The 16300-nt window shown below is 63.3% G+C and carries 17 protein-coding genes; 14 read left to right on the forward strand and 3 right to left on the reverse strand.

The annotated features are described in order from the left end of the window. Positions 1 to 2 precede the first annotated feature (2 nt). Genes ACSQ3L_RS25920 through ACSQ3L_RS25930 form a run of 3 tightly spaced genes read right to left on the reverse strand, consistent with a single transcriptional unit; the run spans position 3 to position 2733 of the window. The gene (locus tag ACSQ3L_RS25920; protein WP_436162492.1) at positions 3 to 968 is read right to left on the reverse strand and encodes a PDR/VanB family oxidoreductase; all 966 of its coding nucleotides are present in this window, start codon (positions 966 to 968) and stop codon (positions 3 to 5) included. Beyond that, positions 965 to 1561, reverse strand: coding sequence for a dimethylamine monooxygenase subunit DmmA family protein (locus tag ACSQ3L_RS25925; protein ID WP_436162493.1), 597 nt, complete (start codon positions 1559 to 1561; stop codon positions 965 to 967). The genes ACSQ3L_RS25920 and ACSQ3L_RS25925 overlap by 4 nt, the downstream gene beginning before the upstream one ends. Positions 1562 to 1599: 38 nt before the next feature. Beyond that, positions 1600 to 2733 carry an aminomethyltransferase family protein gene (locus ACSQ3L_RS25930; RefSeq protein ID WP_436162494.1) on the reverse strand — a complete coding sequence of 378 codons (1134 nt, stop codon included), beginning with the start codon at positions 2731 to 2733 and terminating at the stop codon, positions 1600 to 1602. Between the two features lie 286 nt (positions 2734 to 3019). On the opposite strand from ACSQ3L_RS25930, the gene ACSQ3L_RS25935 reads away from it, so the two are divergent. The 14 genes from ACSQ3L_RS25935 (at position 3020) to ACSQ3L_RS26000 (ending at position 16156) form a co-directional block, all read left to right on the forward strand. Then, positions 3020 to 3307 carry a hypothetical protein gene (locus ACSQ3L_RS25935; protein ID WP_436162495.1) on the forward strand — a complete coding sequence of 96 codons (288 nt, stop codon included), beginning with the start codon at positions 3020 to 3022 and terminating at the stop codon, positions 3305 to 3307. Between the two features lie 13 nt (positions 3308 to 3320). Continuing rightward, complete coding sequence (locus tag ACSQ3L_RS25940; protein WP_013532899.1) at positions 3321 to 3698, forward strand: hypothetical protein; 378 nt, start codon at positions 3321 to 3323, stop codon at positions 3696 to 3698. A gap of 14 nt (positions 3699 to 3712) precedes the next feature. Further along, a complete protein-coding gene (locus ACSQ3L_RS25945) occupies positions 3713 to 3874 on the forward strand; it encodes a hypothetical protein (protein ID WP_292180450.1) in 162 nt (53 codons plus the stop codon). A gap of 14 nt (positions 3875 to 3888) precedes the next feature. After that, on the forward strand, positions 3889 to 5283 hold the full coding sequence (locus ACSQ3L_RS25950) for an APC family permease (RefSeq protein WP_436162496.1): 1395 nt from the start codon (positions 3889 to 3891) through the stop codon (positions 5281 to 5283). Between the two features lie 45 nt (positions 5284 to 5328). After that, complete coding sequence (locus ACSQ3L_RS25955; RefSeq protein WP_436162497.1) at positions 5329 to 6018, forward strand: hypothetical protein; 690 nt, start codon at positions 5329 to 5331, stop codon at positions 6016 to 6018. Continuing rightward, complete coding sequence (locus ACSQ3L_RS25960; RefSeq protein ID WP_436162498.1) at positions 6015 to 6338, forward strand: hypothetical protein; 324 nt, start codon at positions 6015 to 6017, stop codon at positions 6336 to 6338. The genes ACSQ3L_RS25955 and ACSQ3L_RS25960 overlap by 4 nt, the downstream gene beginning before the upstream one ends. 104 nt (positions 6339 to 6442) lie before the next feature. Then, positions 6443 to 7339, forward strand: a complete 897-nt coding sequence (locus ACSQ3L_RS25965) for a class II glutamine amidotransferase (RefSeq protein WP_436162499.1) — start codon at positions 6443 to 6445, stop codon at positions 7337 to 7339. Between the two features lie 4 nt (positions 7340 to 7343). Beyond that, positions 7344 to 8069 (forward strand): protein GlxC, encoded by a 726-nt coding sequence (locus ACSQ3L_RS25970; RefSeq protein WP_436162500.1) that lies wholly within the window; start codon positions 7344 to 7346, stop codon positions 8067 to 8069. Between the two features lie 6 nt (positions 8070 to 8075). Beyond that, positions 8076 to 9404, forward strand: a complete 1329-nt coding sequence (locus ACSQ3L_RS25975) for an FMN-binding glutamate synthase family protein (protein WP_010914750.1) — start codon at positions 8076 to 8078, stop codon at positions 9402 to 9404. 63 nt (positions 9405 to 9467) lie between these two features. Next, positions 9468 to 10775 (forward strand): type III glutamate--ammonia ligase, encoded by a 1308-nt coding sequence (gene glnT / locus ACSQ3L_RS25980; RefSeq protein WP_127397470.1) that lies wholly within the window; start codon positions 9468 to 9470, stop codon positions 10773 to 10775. Between the two features lie 35 nt (positions 10776 to 10810). Beyond that, on the forward strand, positions 10811 to 12064 hold the full coding sequence (locus ACSQ3L_RS25985; protein ID WP_127270293.1) for a sarcosine oxidase subunit beta family protein: 1254 nt from the start codon (positions 10811 to 10813) through the stop codon (positions 12062 to 12064). 16 nt (positions 12065 to 12080) lie between these two features. Then, positions 12081 to 12356, forward strand: a complete 276-nt coding sequence (locus ACSQ3L_RS25990; protein WP_436162501.1) for a sarcosine oxidase subunit delta — start codon at positions 12081 to 12083, stop codon at positions 12354 to 12356. Positions 12357 to 12558: 202 nt separating this feature from the next. After that, on the forward strand, positions 12559 to 15540 hold the full coding sequence (locus tag ACSQ3L_RS25995; protein ID WP_436162502.1) for a sarcosine oxidase subunit alpha: 2982 nt from the start codon (positions 12559 to 12561) through the stop codon (positions 15538 to 15540). Continuing rightward, positions 15533 to 16156: a sarcosine oxidase subunit gamma gene (locus ACSQ3L_RS26000; protein WP_436162503.1), complete on the forward strand. Its 624-nt coding sequence runs from the start codon at positions 15533 to 15535 to the stop codon at positions 16154 to 16156. Before ACSQ3L_RS25995 ends, ACSQ3L_RS26000 begins: the two co-directional genes overlap by 8 nt. Positions 16157 to 16300: the final 144 nt, after the last annotated feature.

Consider the following 16300-nt stretch of genomic DNA (forward strand, 5'->3'; position numbering starts at 1 on the left):
TCCTACCGTTCCAGGACTAGCGACCGGCCCTCGAAGCGCGACACGCACGGCATGATCTTGCAGCCGGAACGGTGCTCTTCCTCGCTCAGCCAGTGGTCGTTGTGGATGAACTTGCCGTCATGCGAGATGACATTGGTTTCGCACTGGCCGCAGACGCCGCCGCGGCAGAGATAGGGCGGATCGACGCCGGCCGCCTCGATCGCTTCGAGCAGGCTCTGCTGTTCATCGACCCTGATCGACTTGCCGCTGACGGCGAGCGTCACGTCGAAAGGCAGTCCGGGCTGGGGTGCCGCGAAATGTTCGAAATGCACGGTTTCCGCTGGCCAGCCAAGGCTTGCTGCGTGATCGCGCACCCAGTTGATCATGCCAGCCGGGCCGCAGACATAGAGATGCGTGCCGAGCGGCTGTGTCGACAGCAGCCGGTCGAGTTCGATGCGCTCCTCGCGGTCGTCATGATAGAGCCTGATGCGCCTGTTATAGCGCTCGCGCAGCACATCGGCATAGGTGCCGAGCGATGCGGTGCGGCAGGTGTAGTGCAGCTCGAAATTGCCGCCCTCGGCCGCCAGTTGCGCGGTCTGCGCCATGAATGGCGTAATACCGATGCCGCCGGCCAGCATCAGATGCTTCCTGGCGCGCAGGTCGAGCGAGAACAGATTGACGGGATAACTGACCACCATCTCCATGCCGGGCTTGACGCTCCGGTGCATGAACAGCGAGCCACCACGGCCGACATCGTCGCGGCGCACCGAGATCGTATATTCGCGCGTGTCGAGCGGCGAGCCCATCAGCGAATAGGGGTTGAGCCTGGTGCGCTCGCCATCGCGCATCTCGACCACGACATGGGCACCGCCGGAAAAGGTCGGCAAAAGCTGCCCGTCGCGCCGGCGGAAATGGAAACGGGTGACCAAGTCGTTGACCGGCACGACGTCACTGACGACGACATCGAGTTTTGTTGTGCCGGTGCTCATCGGAAAATCTCCTCCATCGGAGGAATCTCCGAGCGATCTTCCGCGTTGATGCAGACGCCCTGGAAAGCGGCAATGCGCCTGGAATAGTGATCGCGCACCAAGAGCAGAAGCCCGCAATGCGCGCAGGTCGCTGGCTGCGTCGTCACATTCTCGGTGATGCCCTTGCAGTGGACGCATTGCATGCGCCGCGCCAGGGAGCCTCGATGCTCGCTCTGGATCGAGGTGTGGTCGATGCCGGCTTCAAGTGCCACCTGCATCGCCTGGCCGATCAGGCCTTCGGTGCCGGCGAGGTATAGGCGCAAGCCCATATGCGCGTTGGCCAGGGTCTGCCTGAGCCGAGGCAGCAGGCTGGCGAAGGACGGCGCCTGATGAAATTGTGCCGGCTTCAGCGCTTCGAGCGCGGCGACGTGCTTGTCGTTCGGCCCCGGAATGAAGACGATCTCGGCCTCGTCGAAGAACCCGGTCGGCGCGCTCCCAGTCATGTCCCTTATCGCCAGCGCCCCTTCCGCATCCGCCACGAAAAGATGATGCTTTCCGGGCTGCGGAGACAAAGTTCCGTAAACCGGCCGGCTGATGATCGTCTTGGCTGCCATTCTCTCTTCGTGCCTCGAACCCCTCGCCTAACTATGCCTCAACCTTTCGCCGTGCGCTTGGTCTTCTTGGGATCGTCGAACGGCAATGGCTGAGCGGTGGCCTTGATGGCACCGCTCTTGTTGCGGATTTCGAGCTTGGTATCCTTGATCGCGCAGTCGACATCGAGCCGGGCGATGCCCATCGATTTCTCGACCAGCGGCGAATACATGGCGCAGGTCACCACGCCGACCTTTTTGCCGTCGCGATAGACCGGCGCGCCTTCGTCGGCCGGCTCCTTGCCGTCGAGCAGAACGCCATAGATCTTGAAGCGCTCCTTGCCCTTCAGGCGGTAATGCTCCTCGGCGCCGCGAAAGCCGGTCTTGCCTGGGCTGACGGTGAAGTCGAGGCCGAGTTCCCACAGCGTGTCGCCAGGGCCTTCATTCTCGAACGGATACTTTTGCGAATTGTCGTAGGGATAAAACAGCAGATAGCTTTCGACGCGCAGCATGTCGAGCGTGGTGAAGCGGCAGGGAATGATGCCGGCGCCCTTGCCCTCGTCGAGGATCCTGTCCCAGATCGTGCCGGCATCCTGGCCGCGGCAGAAGATCTCGTAGCCGCGCTCGCCGGTGTAGCCGGTGCGCGAGATCATCACCGGAAGGCCGAACAGCTGCGTTTGCATATGATGGAAATAGTTGAGGTCGCGAATACCAGGCACATGTTTTGAGAAATAGTCGACGGCGGTCGGCCCCTGCAGCGAAAGATCGTGCAGACTGTCGTCGAAGCGCAGCGAGACATCCCGCCCCATCGCCGCCCGCTGCAGCTCCTCATGGCCGGTGCCCGAACCATGCACGACCATCCATGCGTTGGGGCCGGTGCGGTAGAGGATGCAATCGTCGGTGAATTTTCCCGCTTCGTTCAGCATGCAGGCATAGGCCGACTTGCCGGGGTAGATCTTTTCGACATCGCGCGTCGTCGCCAGGTCGATCAGGTGCGAGGCGTGCGGCCCGGTGATGTGGACCTTCTTGAGGCCCGACACATCCATCAGCCCGGCCTTGGTGCGGATGGCGATGTACTCCTCGTCGGCATCCTTGTCGTAGGTCCAGGCGGTTCCCATGCCGCTCCAGTCTTCGAGCCTCGAGCCGAGCGCGCGGTGGCGATCCGCCAAGGTCGAAAATCTCCAGGATGCCGTCATCCGCTCGTCCTCCGTTTCGATAATTCTCTGCTGTTCCCTGCCCCCTGCGCAGCGGCGAGAGCTTTGACCGAATATTGATCGCAAACGCCACGGCGCCGCAATACCCATAAGCAATTAATTTCATTGTCAGGCAAAATTCGTTGCGCCAAGCAAACGGTTAACCCCGCGTAAATCGCGCTTGACAATTGCGGAATTCGGACGGAATTTGTGAAAAAAATTTCACTCTCTTGAAAGAGGGCAGCGGCCGGCCAATTCGGGGTCGAGCGTTGGAAAAAGGGGAAAACCGATGTCAGACATGCATCAGCGCATCGAAGCGCTGTACCGTTCCGACGTGCGCGGATCCGCGCTCCTGATCGTCTGCCTGTGGGCGACGATCCTCTTCGTCCTCCTGATGACATGGTCCTACATCCCGCACGGCGGCATCAAGGCCGTCGTCGCGATCGCCGCCGCCGCCGTGCTGATCTTCAACACCGCGGCGATCCTGGCGATGGTCAAGCACTACAAGGAAGACAAGGAATTCATCTACGGGCTCGATATCAAGAATGCCGACGCGTTCCGCAACCGCAAGTCCTGAGGGGGTAGAAGAGATGTCCCGCTACACGCCGCCAGAGCAAAGCAAAGCCGGGCAGGTTTTCGACATCGCCGTCGTCGTGGTCGCCATTTTCGTGGCGCTGTGGCTGCCGCTGAAACTGGGCCTCGCCGGTGCGGCGAAATCCATCGATGCGCTCGATGCCAAGACCTGGGAGGCGCTTGGCCAGAACCCGACCATGGCCTCGATCTGGGAAAAGCTCGGCTACACGCCCGAGACCGCGCACGACATCATCCAGAACCGCTTCCACTATGTCATCGACTGGCCGACGCTGATCATCATGGCCGCGGTGCTGATCGGTTATTTCGTCTTCCTGTTTCGCGCATCCGACCGCGAATATCGCGACGTCATCAACGAAAAATTCGACGACAAGTAACGGGAGACACGATCATGTGGGTGGCACTCTCTTACGCATGCTGGGGCATCTCGATCGTGCTCGCTTTGTGGATGCTCTACGACTGGTTCAAGGTCGACACGACCTTCTCCGAAGAGGTGCTGACCTCATCGCGCGAAGGTGAGCTGGAAGCCGTTTCCGAAAAACACCGGATCTGAGTGGGGATTGAACAATGACGATCGCACTTGAACCGGCAGTCCACGGGGACAGGGTTTCACTGCTTCGCGTGCTCGGCCCGGCCCATGTCTGGGCACTCGGCGTCGGCATCGTTCTCGTCGGCGAATTCACCGGCTGGAATTTTGCCGCCGACAAGGGCGGCGCACTGGCGGCGCTGATCGTCTGCTGGGTCGTCGGATTGCTATACACTTCGGTCGCCATGATCGATTCGGAGGTGACATCGACCGTCGCCGCCGCCGGCGGCCAGTATGCGCAGGCCAAGCACATCGTCGGACCGCTGATGGCCTTCAATGTCGCGCTGTTCCTGGTCTTTGCCTACACCATGCTTGAAGTGTCCGACGCCATCCTGCTCGGCGACACCATCGTCGCCAAGGCGGGGGTCGAAGGGCTCACCCACAATTCCTTCATCGCCGCGACCATCGTCGTGCTGGCGTGGCTGAACTATCGCGGCGTTCTGATGACGCTCAACGTCAACTTCGTCATCACCGCGATCGCCTATATCTCGATCGTCATCCTGTTCTTTTCGGTCAGCCCGTGGACGCAAGGCGCGGTGCTGAAGCTGAACGAACTGGTCACGCCCGGCAATGCGCTTCCGTATGGGTGGATCGGCGTCATCGCCGCCTTCCAGTTCGGTATCTGGTACTATCTCGGCATCGAGGGCACCACGCAGGCCGCCGAGGAAGTGCGCTCGCCCGCCCGCTCGCTGCCTTACGGCACGATGGCCGGCATGATCACGCTTTTGATCGCCGCCGCAATGACCTGGTATGTCTGCGCCTCGATGATGCCGTGGGAATATCTGGGCATCACCTATTATCCGCTGTGGGACGCGGGCAAGCTGACCGGCAGTCCGCTGCTCGAGAACCTGCTGTTCGTCGCCACGCTGCTTGCCGCACTGGCCTCGGCCAATGGCTGCATCAACGATGCGGCGCGCGCCTGGTTCTCGCTCGGCCGCGACCGCTATCTGCCGACCTGGTTCTCGGCCGTGCATCCGAAATATCGCACGCCGTATCGCTCGATCCTGTTCCTGCTGCCGATCGCGCTGGCCTTCGCCTTTATCGCCGACCTCAACCAGGCGATCACCTTCTCGATCCTTTCGGGCGTGCTGCAATACACGTTCATGAGCATCAACATCATCATGTTCCGCAAGAAGTGGCCGCTGGGCTCGATCCGCCGCGGCTACACGCACCCCTTCCACCCGATCCCGGCCATCGTGCTGTTTTGCCTGTGCGTGGTGACCTTCTTCGCCATCTTCCTCGGCTTCGGCTCGCAACTGATCGCGATGGTCGCCTTCTACTTCCTGATCTCGCTGTGGTTCCATTTCTATCGCTACAGATTCGTCCGGCGGGGCGACCAGTTCACCATGCCGTGGCCGAAGCCGCAGGGGTATTGATGGGAGAAGACCCGTCCGGATCCCGGGCGGGTCTGGCATGAGAAAATGTCCGAGTTGACATCAGCACTGCTGGCCGGGGCCATTGTCCTGGCTCTTGTCCTCCACCTTGCCTGGCAGGCGCGCGCCAGCCACAACAGGGCATCGATGGCGCTCGCCATCGACGAGGCCAATATCCGCACCATCATCGCCGACGCAGCAAATGTCTCGGACGGCACCGCCGGTGTCACCACCTGGGAAGGATCCTGGAACAGCCAACATGTCCAGGTGCGCACCATCGTCGATACGCTGGCGACTCGGAAACTGCCGGCGCGCTGGCTCAGTGTTTCGATCACCGAAGAGGTCGCGGTGCCGGCCACCTTCGACATGATGATGCGGCCGGGCTCGCCGACGACCTTCTCCAATTTCGATCACCTCGAGCATACGCTGCCCAAGGCGCCTGGATTTCCAGCCGAGGCGGTGCTGCGCACCGACCGCAGGGCGGCGCGCTTTCCACAAGGCCTTATTGCCAGCCACATCGCGATCTTTTCCGAAGGGCGCGCGAAGGAATTGCTGATCACCCCGAAAGGGGTGCGCATCGTCTGGCTGCTGGCGGAGGCCGAGCGGGCGCGCTATGGCGTCTTTCGGCAGGCCGAATTCGGCGACGCCGTACTCGATCCCGCGCTGATCGAAAGGCTGCTGGTGTCGGCGTCGGCGCTTCGCGACGCGATCAACAAAAGCGAACGGCAGGCCGCATGACCAGTTCCGCCACCGCACCCACCAACCCCTATGTTGTTCTTGGTGCCGCAATCGTGCTGCCGGCAAGCGGACATGTCATTCTGGGCGTGCCCGTGCGCGGGCTGCAGTTCCTTTTCTTCATGGTGATCCTGGCATGGGTCACGGCCAAGATCGCGCCGCCCGACGCCAGCTTCGTCGGCCGGCATGCCGGCGGCTTTCTTATCTATGCGCTGTCGATCCTCGACGCCTACAAGATCGCCCGCATCCGCACCGCAAAATGGGTTCACAATGCCCGGCGGGACGGCGGCAGTGCGCAGAGCGACATCGAGACGCATACGTAACTACAGGAAAATTTTTTTCATACGATTGAATTTATGGGACTCATTCGATACATCATCTCTTAGCTACAAACGATCTCTTAGCTACAAAACACGGGGAGGCTGACATGTGTGGAATTGTCGGACTGTTTTTGAAGGACAAGGCGCTGGAACCCCAGCTTGGCGCGATGCTGTCGCAGATGCTGATCTCGCTCAGCGATCGCGGTCCCGACAGCGCCGGCATCGCCATCTATGGCGCCCCGTCCAAAAATGAGGCCAAGATCACCATCCAGTCGGCCAGGCCCGACCGCGATTTCCGCGGCCTCGAGGCGGAGCTCGCCAAGGCCATCGGCACGCCGGTGACGATCGCGGTGAAATCCACTCATGCGGTCGTCAGGACCACTCCTGCCAAGATCGACGAGGCGCGCGAAACCATCCAGGCGCTGCGCCCCGACATCCGCATCATGGGCGCCGGCGACGTGGTCGAGATCTACAAGGAAGTCGGCTTACCGGAGGCGGTCGTCGACCGCTTCGATGTCCGCAAGATGACCGGCACGCATGGCATCGGCCATACCCGCATGGCGACGGAATCGGCGGTGACGACGATGGGCGCGCATCCATTCTCGACCGGCGCCGACCAGTGCCTAGTGCACAATGGTTCGCTGTCCAACCACAACAACGTCCGCCGCGAGCTGATCCGCGAAGGCATGACGTTCGAGACCGAGAACGACACCGAAGTCGCCGCCGCCTATCTCTCCTCGCAGATGGCACACGGCAAGAATCTCGGCGAGGCGCTGGAGGGCACGCTCTCCGATCTCGACGGCTTCTTCACCTTCGTCGTCGGCACCAAGAACGGTTTTGGCGTGGTGCGCGACCCGATCGCCTGCAAGCCCGCCGTGATGGCCGAGACCGACCAGTATGTCGCCTTCGGCTCGGAATATCGCGCGCTGACCAAACTGCCCGGCATAGACAATGCGAGGGTCTGGGAACCCGAGCCCGCGACCGTCTATTTCTGGGAGCATTGAGTTCATGCCGGCAATCACGCTTTCAAAGACTACGGCGCACGACCCTCGGGTTTTCGATCTCGACCAGCTGTCGCTGCGCGAACTCAATCAGGCGCTGCACAATCTGGCCCCCGGCTCGAACGAAACGGCATGGGAAGTGCTGAACCCGAAAGGCAGTCATTCGGTCGCCGTCGGCGTCGACCAGCCCGTTGCCATCGATGTACGCGGCAGCGTTGGCTATTACTGCGGCGGCATGAATTCCGGCAGCGCGATCACCGTGCATGGCTCGGCGGGACCCGGCGTCGGCGAGAACATGATGTCGGGCTCGATCACCGTCAAAGGCGACGCCAGCCAGTATGCCGGCGCCACCGGCAAGGGTGGCCTGCTGGTCATCGAAGGCAATGCCTCGTCGCGTTGCGGCATTTCGATGAAGGGCATCGACATCGTTGTGCACGGTAATATCGGCCACATGTCGGCCTTCATGGCACAGTCAGGCAATCTGGTGGTGCTGGGCGATGCCGGCGACGCGCTGGGCGATTCCATCTACGAGGCGCGGCTCTTCGTGCGCGGCAAGGTCGACAGCCTGGGTGCCGACTGCATCGCCAAGGAGATGCGGACCGAGCATCTGGAATTGCTGCAGGGCCTGCTCGACCGTGCGGGCGTCACAGGCGTCAAGCCGTCGGAGTTCAAGCGCTACGGCTCGGCGCGCACGCTTTACAATTTCAATATCGACAACGCCGACGCGTATTGAGGCAGCATGACCTATCGCAACCCGCCGACGACGCCGCGCAAATCCGCGACCTTCGACGACTACACGCTTTCCGAGATCCGCCGTGCCGCGGCGACCGGCATCTATGACATCCGTGGCGCCGGCGCCAAACGCAAGCTGCCGCATTTCGACGACCTTCTGTTCCTCGGCGCCTCGATCTCGCGCTATCCGCTCGAAGGTTATCGCGAGCGCTGCGACACCAGCGTGGTGCTGGGATCGCGCCATGCCAAGAAGCCGATCGAGCTGAAAATCCCGATCACCATCGCCGGCATGAGCTTTGGCTCGCTGTCGGGTCCCGCCAAGGAAGCGCTCGGGCGCGGCGCGACGCTGTCCGGCACCTCGACCACCACCGGCGATGGCGGCATGACCGAGGAAGAGCGCGGCCATTCCAAGCAGCTGGTCTATCAATATCTGCCGTCGCGCTACGGCATGAACCTGCGCGACCTGCGCCGGGCCGATGCGATCGAGGTCGTCGTCGGCCAGGGCGCCAAGCCGGGCGGCGGCGGCATGCTGCTTGGCCAGAAGATTTCCGACCGTGTCGCCGAAATGCGCACGCTGCCGAAAGGCATCGACCAGCGCTCGGCCTCACGCCATCCCGACTGGACCGGACCCGACGATCTCGAGATCAAGATCCTCGAACTGCGCGAAATCACCGACTGGGAAAAGCCGATCTACGTCAAGGTCGGTGGCGCCCGCCCCTATTATGACACAGCGCTTGCCGTGAAGGCCGGCGCCGATGTCGTCGTCGTCGACGGCATGCAGGGCGGCACCGCCGCCACCCAGGAAGTGTTCATCGAAAATGTCGGCCAGCCGACGCTTGCCTGCATCAGGCCGGCGGTGCAGGCGCTGCAGGATCTCGGCATGCACCGCAAGGTGCAATTGATCGTCTCCGGCGGCATCCGCAACGGCGCCGACGTCGCCAAGGCGCTGGCGCTCGGCGTCGACGCGGTCTCGATCGGCACGGCTGCCCTCGTCGCACTCGGCGACAACGATCCCCGCTGGGAGGCGGAGTACAACGAGCTCGGCACCACCGCCGGCGCCTATGATGACTGGCACGAGGGCCGCGACCCCGCGGGCATCACCACGCAAGACCCCGAACTGATGAAGCGGGTCGATCCGGTCGCCGCCGGACGCCGGCTGGCGAACTACCTCAAGGTGATGACGCTGGAAGCTCAAACGATCGCGCGTGCCTGCGGCAAGAACAGCCTGCACAATCTTGAACCAGAGGACCTCGTCGCGCTGACGATCGAGGCAGCCGCCATGGCTGGCGTGCCGCTGGCCGGCACCAACTGGATACCGGGGAAGAACGGCTTCTGATCAACGAAGGGCCGAAGCCCACACGCTCTGGGGCCAACAATCGACAAAAAATGGGGAACTACCGTGGCAACTGATCTTGCAGAATTCGCAAGGGCGAAAAACGTCAAATATTTCATGATTTCCTACACTGACTTGTTCAGTGGCCAGCGTGCCAAGTTGGTGCCGGCGCAGGCAATCGCAGACATGCAGAAGGACGGCGCCGGCTTTGCCGGTTTCGCCACCTGGCTGGATCTGACGCCGGCGCATCCCGACATGCTGGCAGTGCCGGACCCGGATTCGGTGATCCAGCTGCCGTGGAAGCCGGAGGTCGCCTGGGTCGCCGCCAACTGCATCATGGACGACAAGGAGGTCGACCAGGCGCCGCGCAACACGCTGAAGCGGCTGATCGCCGAGGCCGCCAGCGACGGCATGCATGTCAAGACCGGGGTCGAGGCCGAGTTCTTCCTGATCTCGCCCGACGGCAAGACGATTTCCGACGAATACGATACGGCCTCAAAACCCTGCTACGACCAGCAGGCGGTGATGCGGCGCTACGACGTCATCGCCGAAATCTGCGACCACATGCTGGCGCTCGGCTGGGGCGCCTATCAAAACGACCATGAGGACGCCAACGGCCAGTTCGAGATGAACTGGGCCTTCGACGACGCGCTGGCGACCGCCGATAAGCACTCCTTCTTTAAGTTCATGGTCAAGTCGATCGCCGAGAAGCATGGCCTGCGCGCGACGTTCATGCCCAAACCGTTCCAGGGCCTGACCGGCAATGGCTGCCATGCCCATATCTCGGTCTGGGACAAATCCGGCAAGACCAACGTCTTCGCCGACAATGCGATGGAACTCGGCCTGTCTGCCAAGGGCCGGAATTTCCTCGGCGGCATCATGAAGCATGCCTCGGCACTGGCCGCGATCACCAACCCGACGGTGAATTCCTACAAGCGTATCAACGCGCCGCGCACCATTTCGGGCGCGACCTGGGCGCCGAACACGGTGACCTGGACGGGCAACAACCGCACCCACATGGTGCGCGTGCCCGGCCCTGGCCGCTTCGAACTGCGCCTGCCTGATGGCGCGGCCAACCCCTATCTCCTGCAGGCGGTCATCATCGCGGCCGGTCTCGACGGCATCCGCTCGAAGGCCGACCCCGGCAAGCGCTACGACATCGACATGTACCAGCACGGCCATACGGTGAAGGGCGCGCCGAAGCTACCGCTCAATTTGCTCGATGCCTTGCGCGAGTTCGACAAGGACAAATCGCTCAAGGCGGCGCTGGGTGAGGAATTCTCGTCGGCCTACCTAAAGCTGAAGCACCAGGAATGGAATTCCTATGCTTCGCACTTCACGCAATGGGAGCGCGACCACACGCTGGACATCTGACCCCAGCGCGACGCGAGCGGCCTCGGAATGAACGTATGAAATACTCGATCTTCTCGCTCGCCCGTGCTGCCCTGTCCGGCCACAAGAACTGGCAGCGCACCTGGCGTGACGCCACGCCGAAGGATCGCTACGACGTGGTGATCATCGGCGGCGGTGGCCACGGCCTGGCAACCGCATGGTTCCTGGCCAGCGAGTACGGCATCAAGAATGTCGCCGTGCTCGAAAAAGGCTGGATCGGCTCCGGCAATGCCGGCCGCAACACCACCATCATCCGCTCCAATTACGGCCTGCCTGGGAATACCGGCTTCTACGAATTGTCGATGAAGCTGTGGGAGCGGATGGAGCAGGACCTCAACTACAACGCGATGGTCAGCCAGCGCGGCGTCATCAATCTCTACCACTCCGACGCACAGCGCGACGCTTATGCGCGGCGCGGCAACACCATGCGCATCAACGGCATCGACGCCGAACTGCTCGACCTCGCTGCCGTCAAGAAGATGATCCCTTTCCTGAACTTCGACAATGCGCGCTTTCCCGTGCAAGGCGGGCTCTTGCAGCGGCGCGGCGGCACGGCGCGGCACGACGCTGTGGTCTGGGGCTATGCGCACGCGGCGAGCGAACTCGGCGTCGATATCATCCAGAATTGCGAAGTCACCGGTTTTGTCAGGGACGCCAATGGCAAGGTGACCGGCGTCGAGACATCGCGCGGCAAGATCGGCGCCGGCAAGGTCGGCATGGCTGTTGCCGGAAGTTCGTCGCGCGTCGCGGCAATGGCCGGCCTGCGCCTGCCCATCGAAAGCCATGTGCTGCAGGCCTTCGTCTCCGAGGCGATCAAGCCGCTCATCCCTGGCGTCATGACCTTCGGCGCCGGCCATTTCTATGTTAGCCAGTCGGACAAGGGCGGCCTCGTCTTCGGCGGCGATATAGACGGCTACAATTCCTACGCCCAGCGCGGCAACATGCCTGTGATGGAGGATGTCTGCGAGGGCGGCATGGCGCTGATGCCGATGATCGGCCGCGTGCGCCTGTTGCGCCAGTGGGGCGGCATCATGGACATGTCGATGGACGGTTCGCCGATCATCGACAAGACGCCGGTCGACGGGCTCTATCTCAACGCCGGCTGGTGCTATGGCGGCTTCAAGGCGACGCCTGGCTCCGGCTTCGTCTTTGCCCACCTTCTGGCCCGCGATGAATCGCACGAAGAGGCGGCGCGGTTCCGCCTCGACCGGTTCCGGACTGGCGCCATGATCGACGAAAAGGGCCAGGGCGCCCAACCGAACCTGCATTGAAGGCGGTCTAGAAGAAATGCGCATTGTCTGTCCCTTCTGCGGCGAACGCGAACTCGGCGAATTCACCTATCTCGGCGACGCCAAGCCGGTGCGGCCGGTGGCTGGCGCCTCGGAAGACAAGGTGTTCGACTATGTCTATCTGCGCGACAACGTCGCCGGCGAGACCAGCGAATACTGGTACCATGGCGGCGGTTGCCGGGCCTGGCTGGAGGTCACCCGCAACACGCTGACGCACGAGGTTTATTCGGTTGAGTCGGCGCCCGGTGCTGGGGCGAGGCAGGTTGCGAAATGAGTATTCTTGTCCAGGTCGGCGCCGTTGCGAAAAGCGCCAACCCTCTACCTCCCCCTTGTGGGGAGGTCGGACCGCAGGTCCGGGTGGGGGTCAGCGCCGCACCCCCATCCCGCTGCTGCGCAGCGACCCTCCCCACAAGGGGGAGGGTAAGGGGCAGCGCAACCGTCTCGCATTTCATGGAACTCGCGGAAGGCCGGCAATCGTGACTTCCAGCCAATCCCATCGCCTCACCTCCGGCGGTCTTATCGACCGCTCGGCGCCGCTCACCTTCCGTTTCGACGGCAAGGCTTTCTCCGGCTTCCAGGGCGATACGCTCGCTTCGGCGCTGATCGCCAATGGCGTCAAGCTGGTCGGCCGCTCGTTCAAATACCATCGCCCGCGCGGCATCCTGACATCAGGTTCGGAAGAGCCCAACGCGCTGGTCGAACTGCGCACGGGCGCACGGCGCGAGCCGAACACCAAGGCGACGACGGCGGAACTCTACGAGGGGCTGGAGGCCGCCAGCCAGAACCGCTGGCCGTCCCTGCGCCACGATTTGATGTCGGTCAACCAGCTGTTCGCGCCGATCTTCGTCGCCGGCTTCTACTACAAGACCTTCATGTGGCCAGCGAAGTTCTGGGAAGCGCTCTACGAGCCGGCGATCCGCCGCGCCGCCGGTCTCGGCCGCGCCGCAGGCATCGCCGATCCCGACCACTACGACAAGGCATGGGCGCATTGCGATGTGCTGATCGCCGGTTCGGGTCCGGCCGGGCTGGCGGCGGCATTGGCGGCCGGCCGCAGTGGCGCCCGCGTCATCCTGTGCGAGGAAGATTTCTCTCTCGGCGGCCGCCTGCTTTCGGATGGCGACACGATCGACGGCGAACCGGCAGCCGCGTGGCTTTCGCGGACCCTGGCCGAGCTCGGCTCAATGCCCAACGTCCGCATCATGACCCGCACGACGCTGTTCGGCGTCTACGATGGCGGCACCTATGGCGCGATCGAGCGGGTCAACGACCACCTGCCCTCGCCGCCCGAGCACCAGGTGCGCCAGCGCCTGTGGCGGATCGTGGCCAGGCGCTGCGTGGTCGCGGCCGGCGCCATCGAACGGCCGATCGTCTTTGCCGGCAACGACACGCCCGGCGTGATGATGGCGTCCGCCATGCGGACCTATGTCGCGCGCTACGCGGCGACGCCGGCCAAACGCGTCGCGCTGTTCACCAACAATGAGGATGGCTGGCGCACGGTCGAGAAAGCGCTTGGGGCAGGATTGCAGATCGCGGCGGTCATCGATGCGCGGCCCGACGTTTCGTCGGCGCATCGCTCGCTGGCCTCCAAGGGTGGCTTCCCCGTGCTGCACGGTTCCGTCAGCAGCGTCGACGGCGGCAAGGACGGCGTCAGGAAAGTCGCGGTCTCGCTGACTGGCGGCGCGCGCGCCGAGGTCGAAGCCGACGGGCTCGCCGTTTCCGGCGGCTGGAACCCGGCGGTTGGACTGACCTCCTACCACCGTGGCCGGCCGAAATGGCGCGACGAAATTGCTGCTTTCGTACCGGACGGCGCGCCGCCTGGTATGGTCGCAGCGGGCGCCGCCAACGGTGACTTTGGCCTCGGCGCCTGCCTAAGCCAGGGATTTGCCGCCGGCGCGGCAGCCGCGCGTGACACCGGACACAACGGCACGGTGGGCACGGCACCTGTCGCCGACGACGAGGCTTTTTCGCTGACACCGCTCTGGCATGTCGCCGGCAAGGGCAAGGCTTTTGTCGATTATCAGCACGACGTGACGGCGTCAGACATCGAGCTGGCGCAGCGCGAGGGTTTTGAATCGGTCGAGCATCTGAAGCGCTACACGACGCTCGGCATGGCGACCGACCAGGGCAAGACCTCGAATGTCGCCGGCCTTGCCATCATGGCTGCCGTCAGCGGCCGGTCCATTCCCGAGACCGGCACGACGATCTACCGGCCGCCCTATGTGCCGGTCGCCATCGGCGCCTTTGCCGGCCATCACCGCGACGAGACGTTCCATGCGACGCGGCTGACGCCATCGCATCACTGGGCTACCGAACAGGGCGCCGTCTTCGTCGACACCGGCCTGTGGAAGCGTGCGCAATGGTATCCCCGCGCCGGCGAGAAGGACTGGCTGGACTCGGTGACCCGCGAGGTCAAGGCGGTGCGCAGTGGCGTCGGCTTCTGCGACGTCTCGACGCTCGGCAAAATCGACGTGCACGGCCCCGATGCCGGCGCCTTCCTCGACCGCGTCTACATCAACACCTTCTCCAGCCTCGCTGTCGGCAAGGCACGCTACGGACTGATGCTGCGCGAGGACGGTATCGTCTATGACGACGGCACCACGTCGCGGCTGGCCGAGGACCATTACTTCCTGACCACCACCACAGCCAAAGCCGGGCTGGTGATGCAGCATCTCGAATTCTGTCGGCAGGTGCTGTTTCCCGAACTCGATGTGCAGCTCACTTCCGTCTCGGACCAGTGGGCGCAATTCTCGATCGCCGGACCCAAAACGCGCGACCTGCTGAAGGAAATCGTCGACCCGGCCGAAGACCTGTCGAACGAAGGCTTTCCGTTCATGGGCGCGCGCGAAGTCCGCTTGCGCGGTGGTCTCAGGGCACGGCTGTTTCGCATCTCGTTCTCCGGTGAAATGGCCTTCGAGATTTCGGTGCCGGCGCGCTTCGGCGATGCCATGGCGCGCAATCTGATGCTGGCTGGCGCGCCGTTCGGCGTGACGCCCTATGGCACCGAGGCGCTTGGCGTCATGCGCATCGAAAAGGGCCACATCGCCGGACCGGAACTGAGCGGCACGACGACGGCGGCCGATCTCGGCTTGGGCAAGATGATGTCGACCAAGAAGGACTATATCGGCCGCGTCATGGCCGGCCGCGAGGCGCTGATCGCCCCCGATCGCCAGGTCGTGGTCGGGATCAAGCCGACGGACAAGGCACGCCGGCTGCGCTCCGGCGCGCACATCATCCCGAAAGGGCAGACACCCGGCCCCGGTAACGACCAAGGCTACGTCACCTCGGTCTGTTTCTCGCCGACATCGGACCAGTGGATCGGTCTTGGCCTGGTCGAGCGCGGCCGCGAGCGCATCGGCGAAATCGTCCATGCGCATGATCCGATTCGTGGCGAGGACTATGACGTCGAACTCTGCAATCCCGTCTTCTACGATCCGGATGGAGGGCGCCAGCGTGGCTGATTTTTCCTGGGCTCCCCGCAGTCCCGTCGAGCATGCGCTTGTCGCCGGCGCGCATGGCGCGCGCGGTATCGAGGCAGGCGTCTCGCTGACCGAGATCCGCAATTTCGACCTGATCCAGGTGATGGCACGGCGCGGCCAAGCGGCCGAACTGGCAAAGGCGGCCAAGGCCCGGTTTGGCGTGGCGCCACCGGATGCGCCGAAGGCGGCCCAGACTTCGGACGCAACGCTTGTCTGGTCAGGGCCGGATCAGTTCTTCGTGCTGTCGAAGGGCGGCAAGCACACGATGCAAACGCTGGCGCCGGCATTGTCCGGCTCGCTGTCGGACCAGTCGCATGCACGCGTCCTGATCAGCATTTCCGGAACCAAGGCGCGCGCCATGCTGGCCAAGCTGTCGTCGATCGACTTGCATGCCACATCGTTCCCGGTTGGCGCCGCCGCCGCGACATCGATGGATCACACCAGCGTCACGCTGTGGCGCGGCGGCGACAAGTCGGATGGACAGGCTGTGTTCAACCTTCTGGTGTTTGCGACGTTCGCCGAAAGCCTGTGGCACACGATGCTGGACGCGGGTGCCGAGTATGGAGTTGCTATTAGCCATTCCGAGGAACTGACGTAGAGGATTGCGCACTTCTTCCCTTCTCCCCTTTGTGGGAGAAGGTGGAGCTTGTGCCACCTCCGCCTTGCCAAATCCGACCATGCTGCCTATTCTTGCTGCTAAAGTAATTTTACACACAGGCAAACTTGTTTCTCTAACCGCAAG

Origin of the sequence: Mesorhizobium sp. LjRoot246 (assembly GCF_964254115.1) — a bacterium.
Lineage (GTDB): Bacteria > Pseudomonadota > Alphaproteobacteria > Rhizobiales > Rhizobiaceae > Mesorhizobium.

Bases quoted from the DNA above. Each gene is read 5' to 3' on its own strand.
- ACSQ3L_RS25920 (WP_436162492.1), bottom strand. From the start codon at position 968: ATGAGCACCGGCACAACAAAACTCGATGTCGTCGTCAGTGACGTCGTG.
- ACSQ3L_RS25925 (WP_436162493.1), bottom strand. From the start codon at position 1,561: ATGGCAGCCAAGACGATCATCAGCCGGCCGGTTTACGGAACTTTGTCT.
- ACSQ3L_RS25930 (WP_436162494.1), bottom strand. From the start codon at position 2,733: ATGACGGCATCCTGGAGATTTTCGACCTTGGCGGATCGCCACCGCGCG.
- ACSQ3L_RS25935 (WP_436162495.1), top strand. From the start codon at position 3,020: ATGTCAGACATGCATCAGCGCATCGAAGCGCTGTACCGTTCCGACGTG.
- ACSQ3L_RS25940 (WP_013532899.1), top strand. From the start codon at position 3,321: ATGTCCCGCTACACGCCGCCAGAGCAAAGCAAAGCCGGGCAGGTTTTC.
- ACSQ3L_RS25945 (WP_292180450.1), top strand. From the start codon at position 3,713: ATGTGGGTGGCACTCTCTTACGCATGCTGGGGCATCTCGATCGTGCTC.
- ACSQ3L_RS25950 (WP_436162496.1), top strand. From the start codon at position 3,889: ATGACGATCGCACTTGAACCGGCAGTCCACGGGGACAGGGTTTCACTG.
- ACSQ3L_RS25955 (WP_436162497.1), top strand. From the start codon at position 5,329: ATGTCCGAGTTGACATCAGCACTGCTGGCCGGGGCCATTGTCCTGGCT.
- ACSQ3L_RS25960 (WP_436162498.1), top strand. From the start codon at position 6,015: ATGACCAGTTCCGCCACCGCACCCACCAACCCCTATGTTGTTCTTGGT.
- ACSQ3L_RS25965 (WP_436162499.1), top strand. From the start codon at position 6,443: ATGTGTGGAATTGTCGGACTGTTTTTGAAGGACAAGGCGCTGGAACCC.
- ACSQ3L_RS25970 (WP_436162500.1), top strand. From the start codon at position 7,344: ATGCCGGCAATCACGCTTTCAAAGACTACGGCGCACGACCCTCGGGTT.
- ACSQ3L_RS25975 (WP_010914750.1), top strand. From the start codon at position 8,076: ATGACCTATCGCAACCCGCCGACGACGCCGCGCAAATCCGCGACCTTC.
- ACSQ3L_RS25985 (WP_127270293.1), top strand. From the start codon at position 10,811: ATGAAATACTCGATCTTCTCGCTCGCCCGTGCTGCCCTGTCCGGCCAC.
- ACSQ3L_RS25990 (WP_436162501.1), top strand. From the start codon at position 12,081: ATGCGCATTGTCTGTCCCTTCTGCGGCGAACGCGAACTCGGCGAATTC.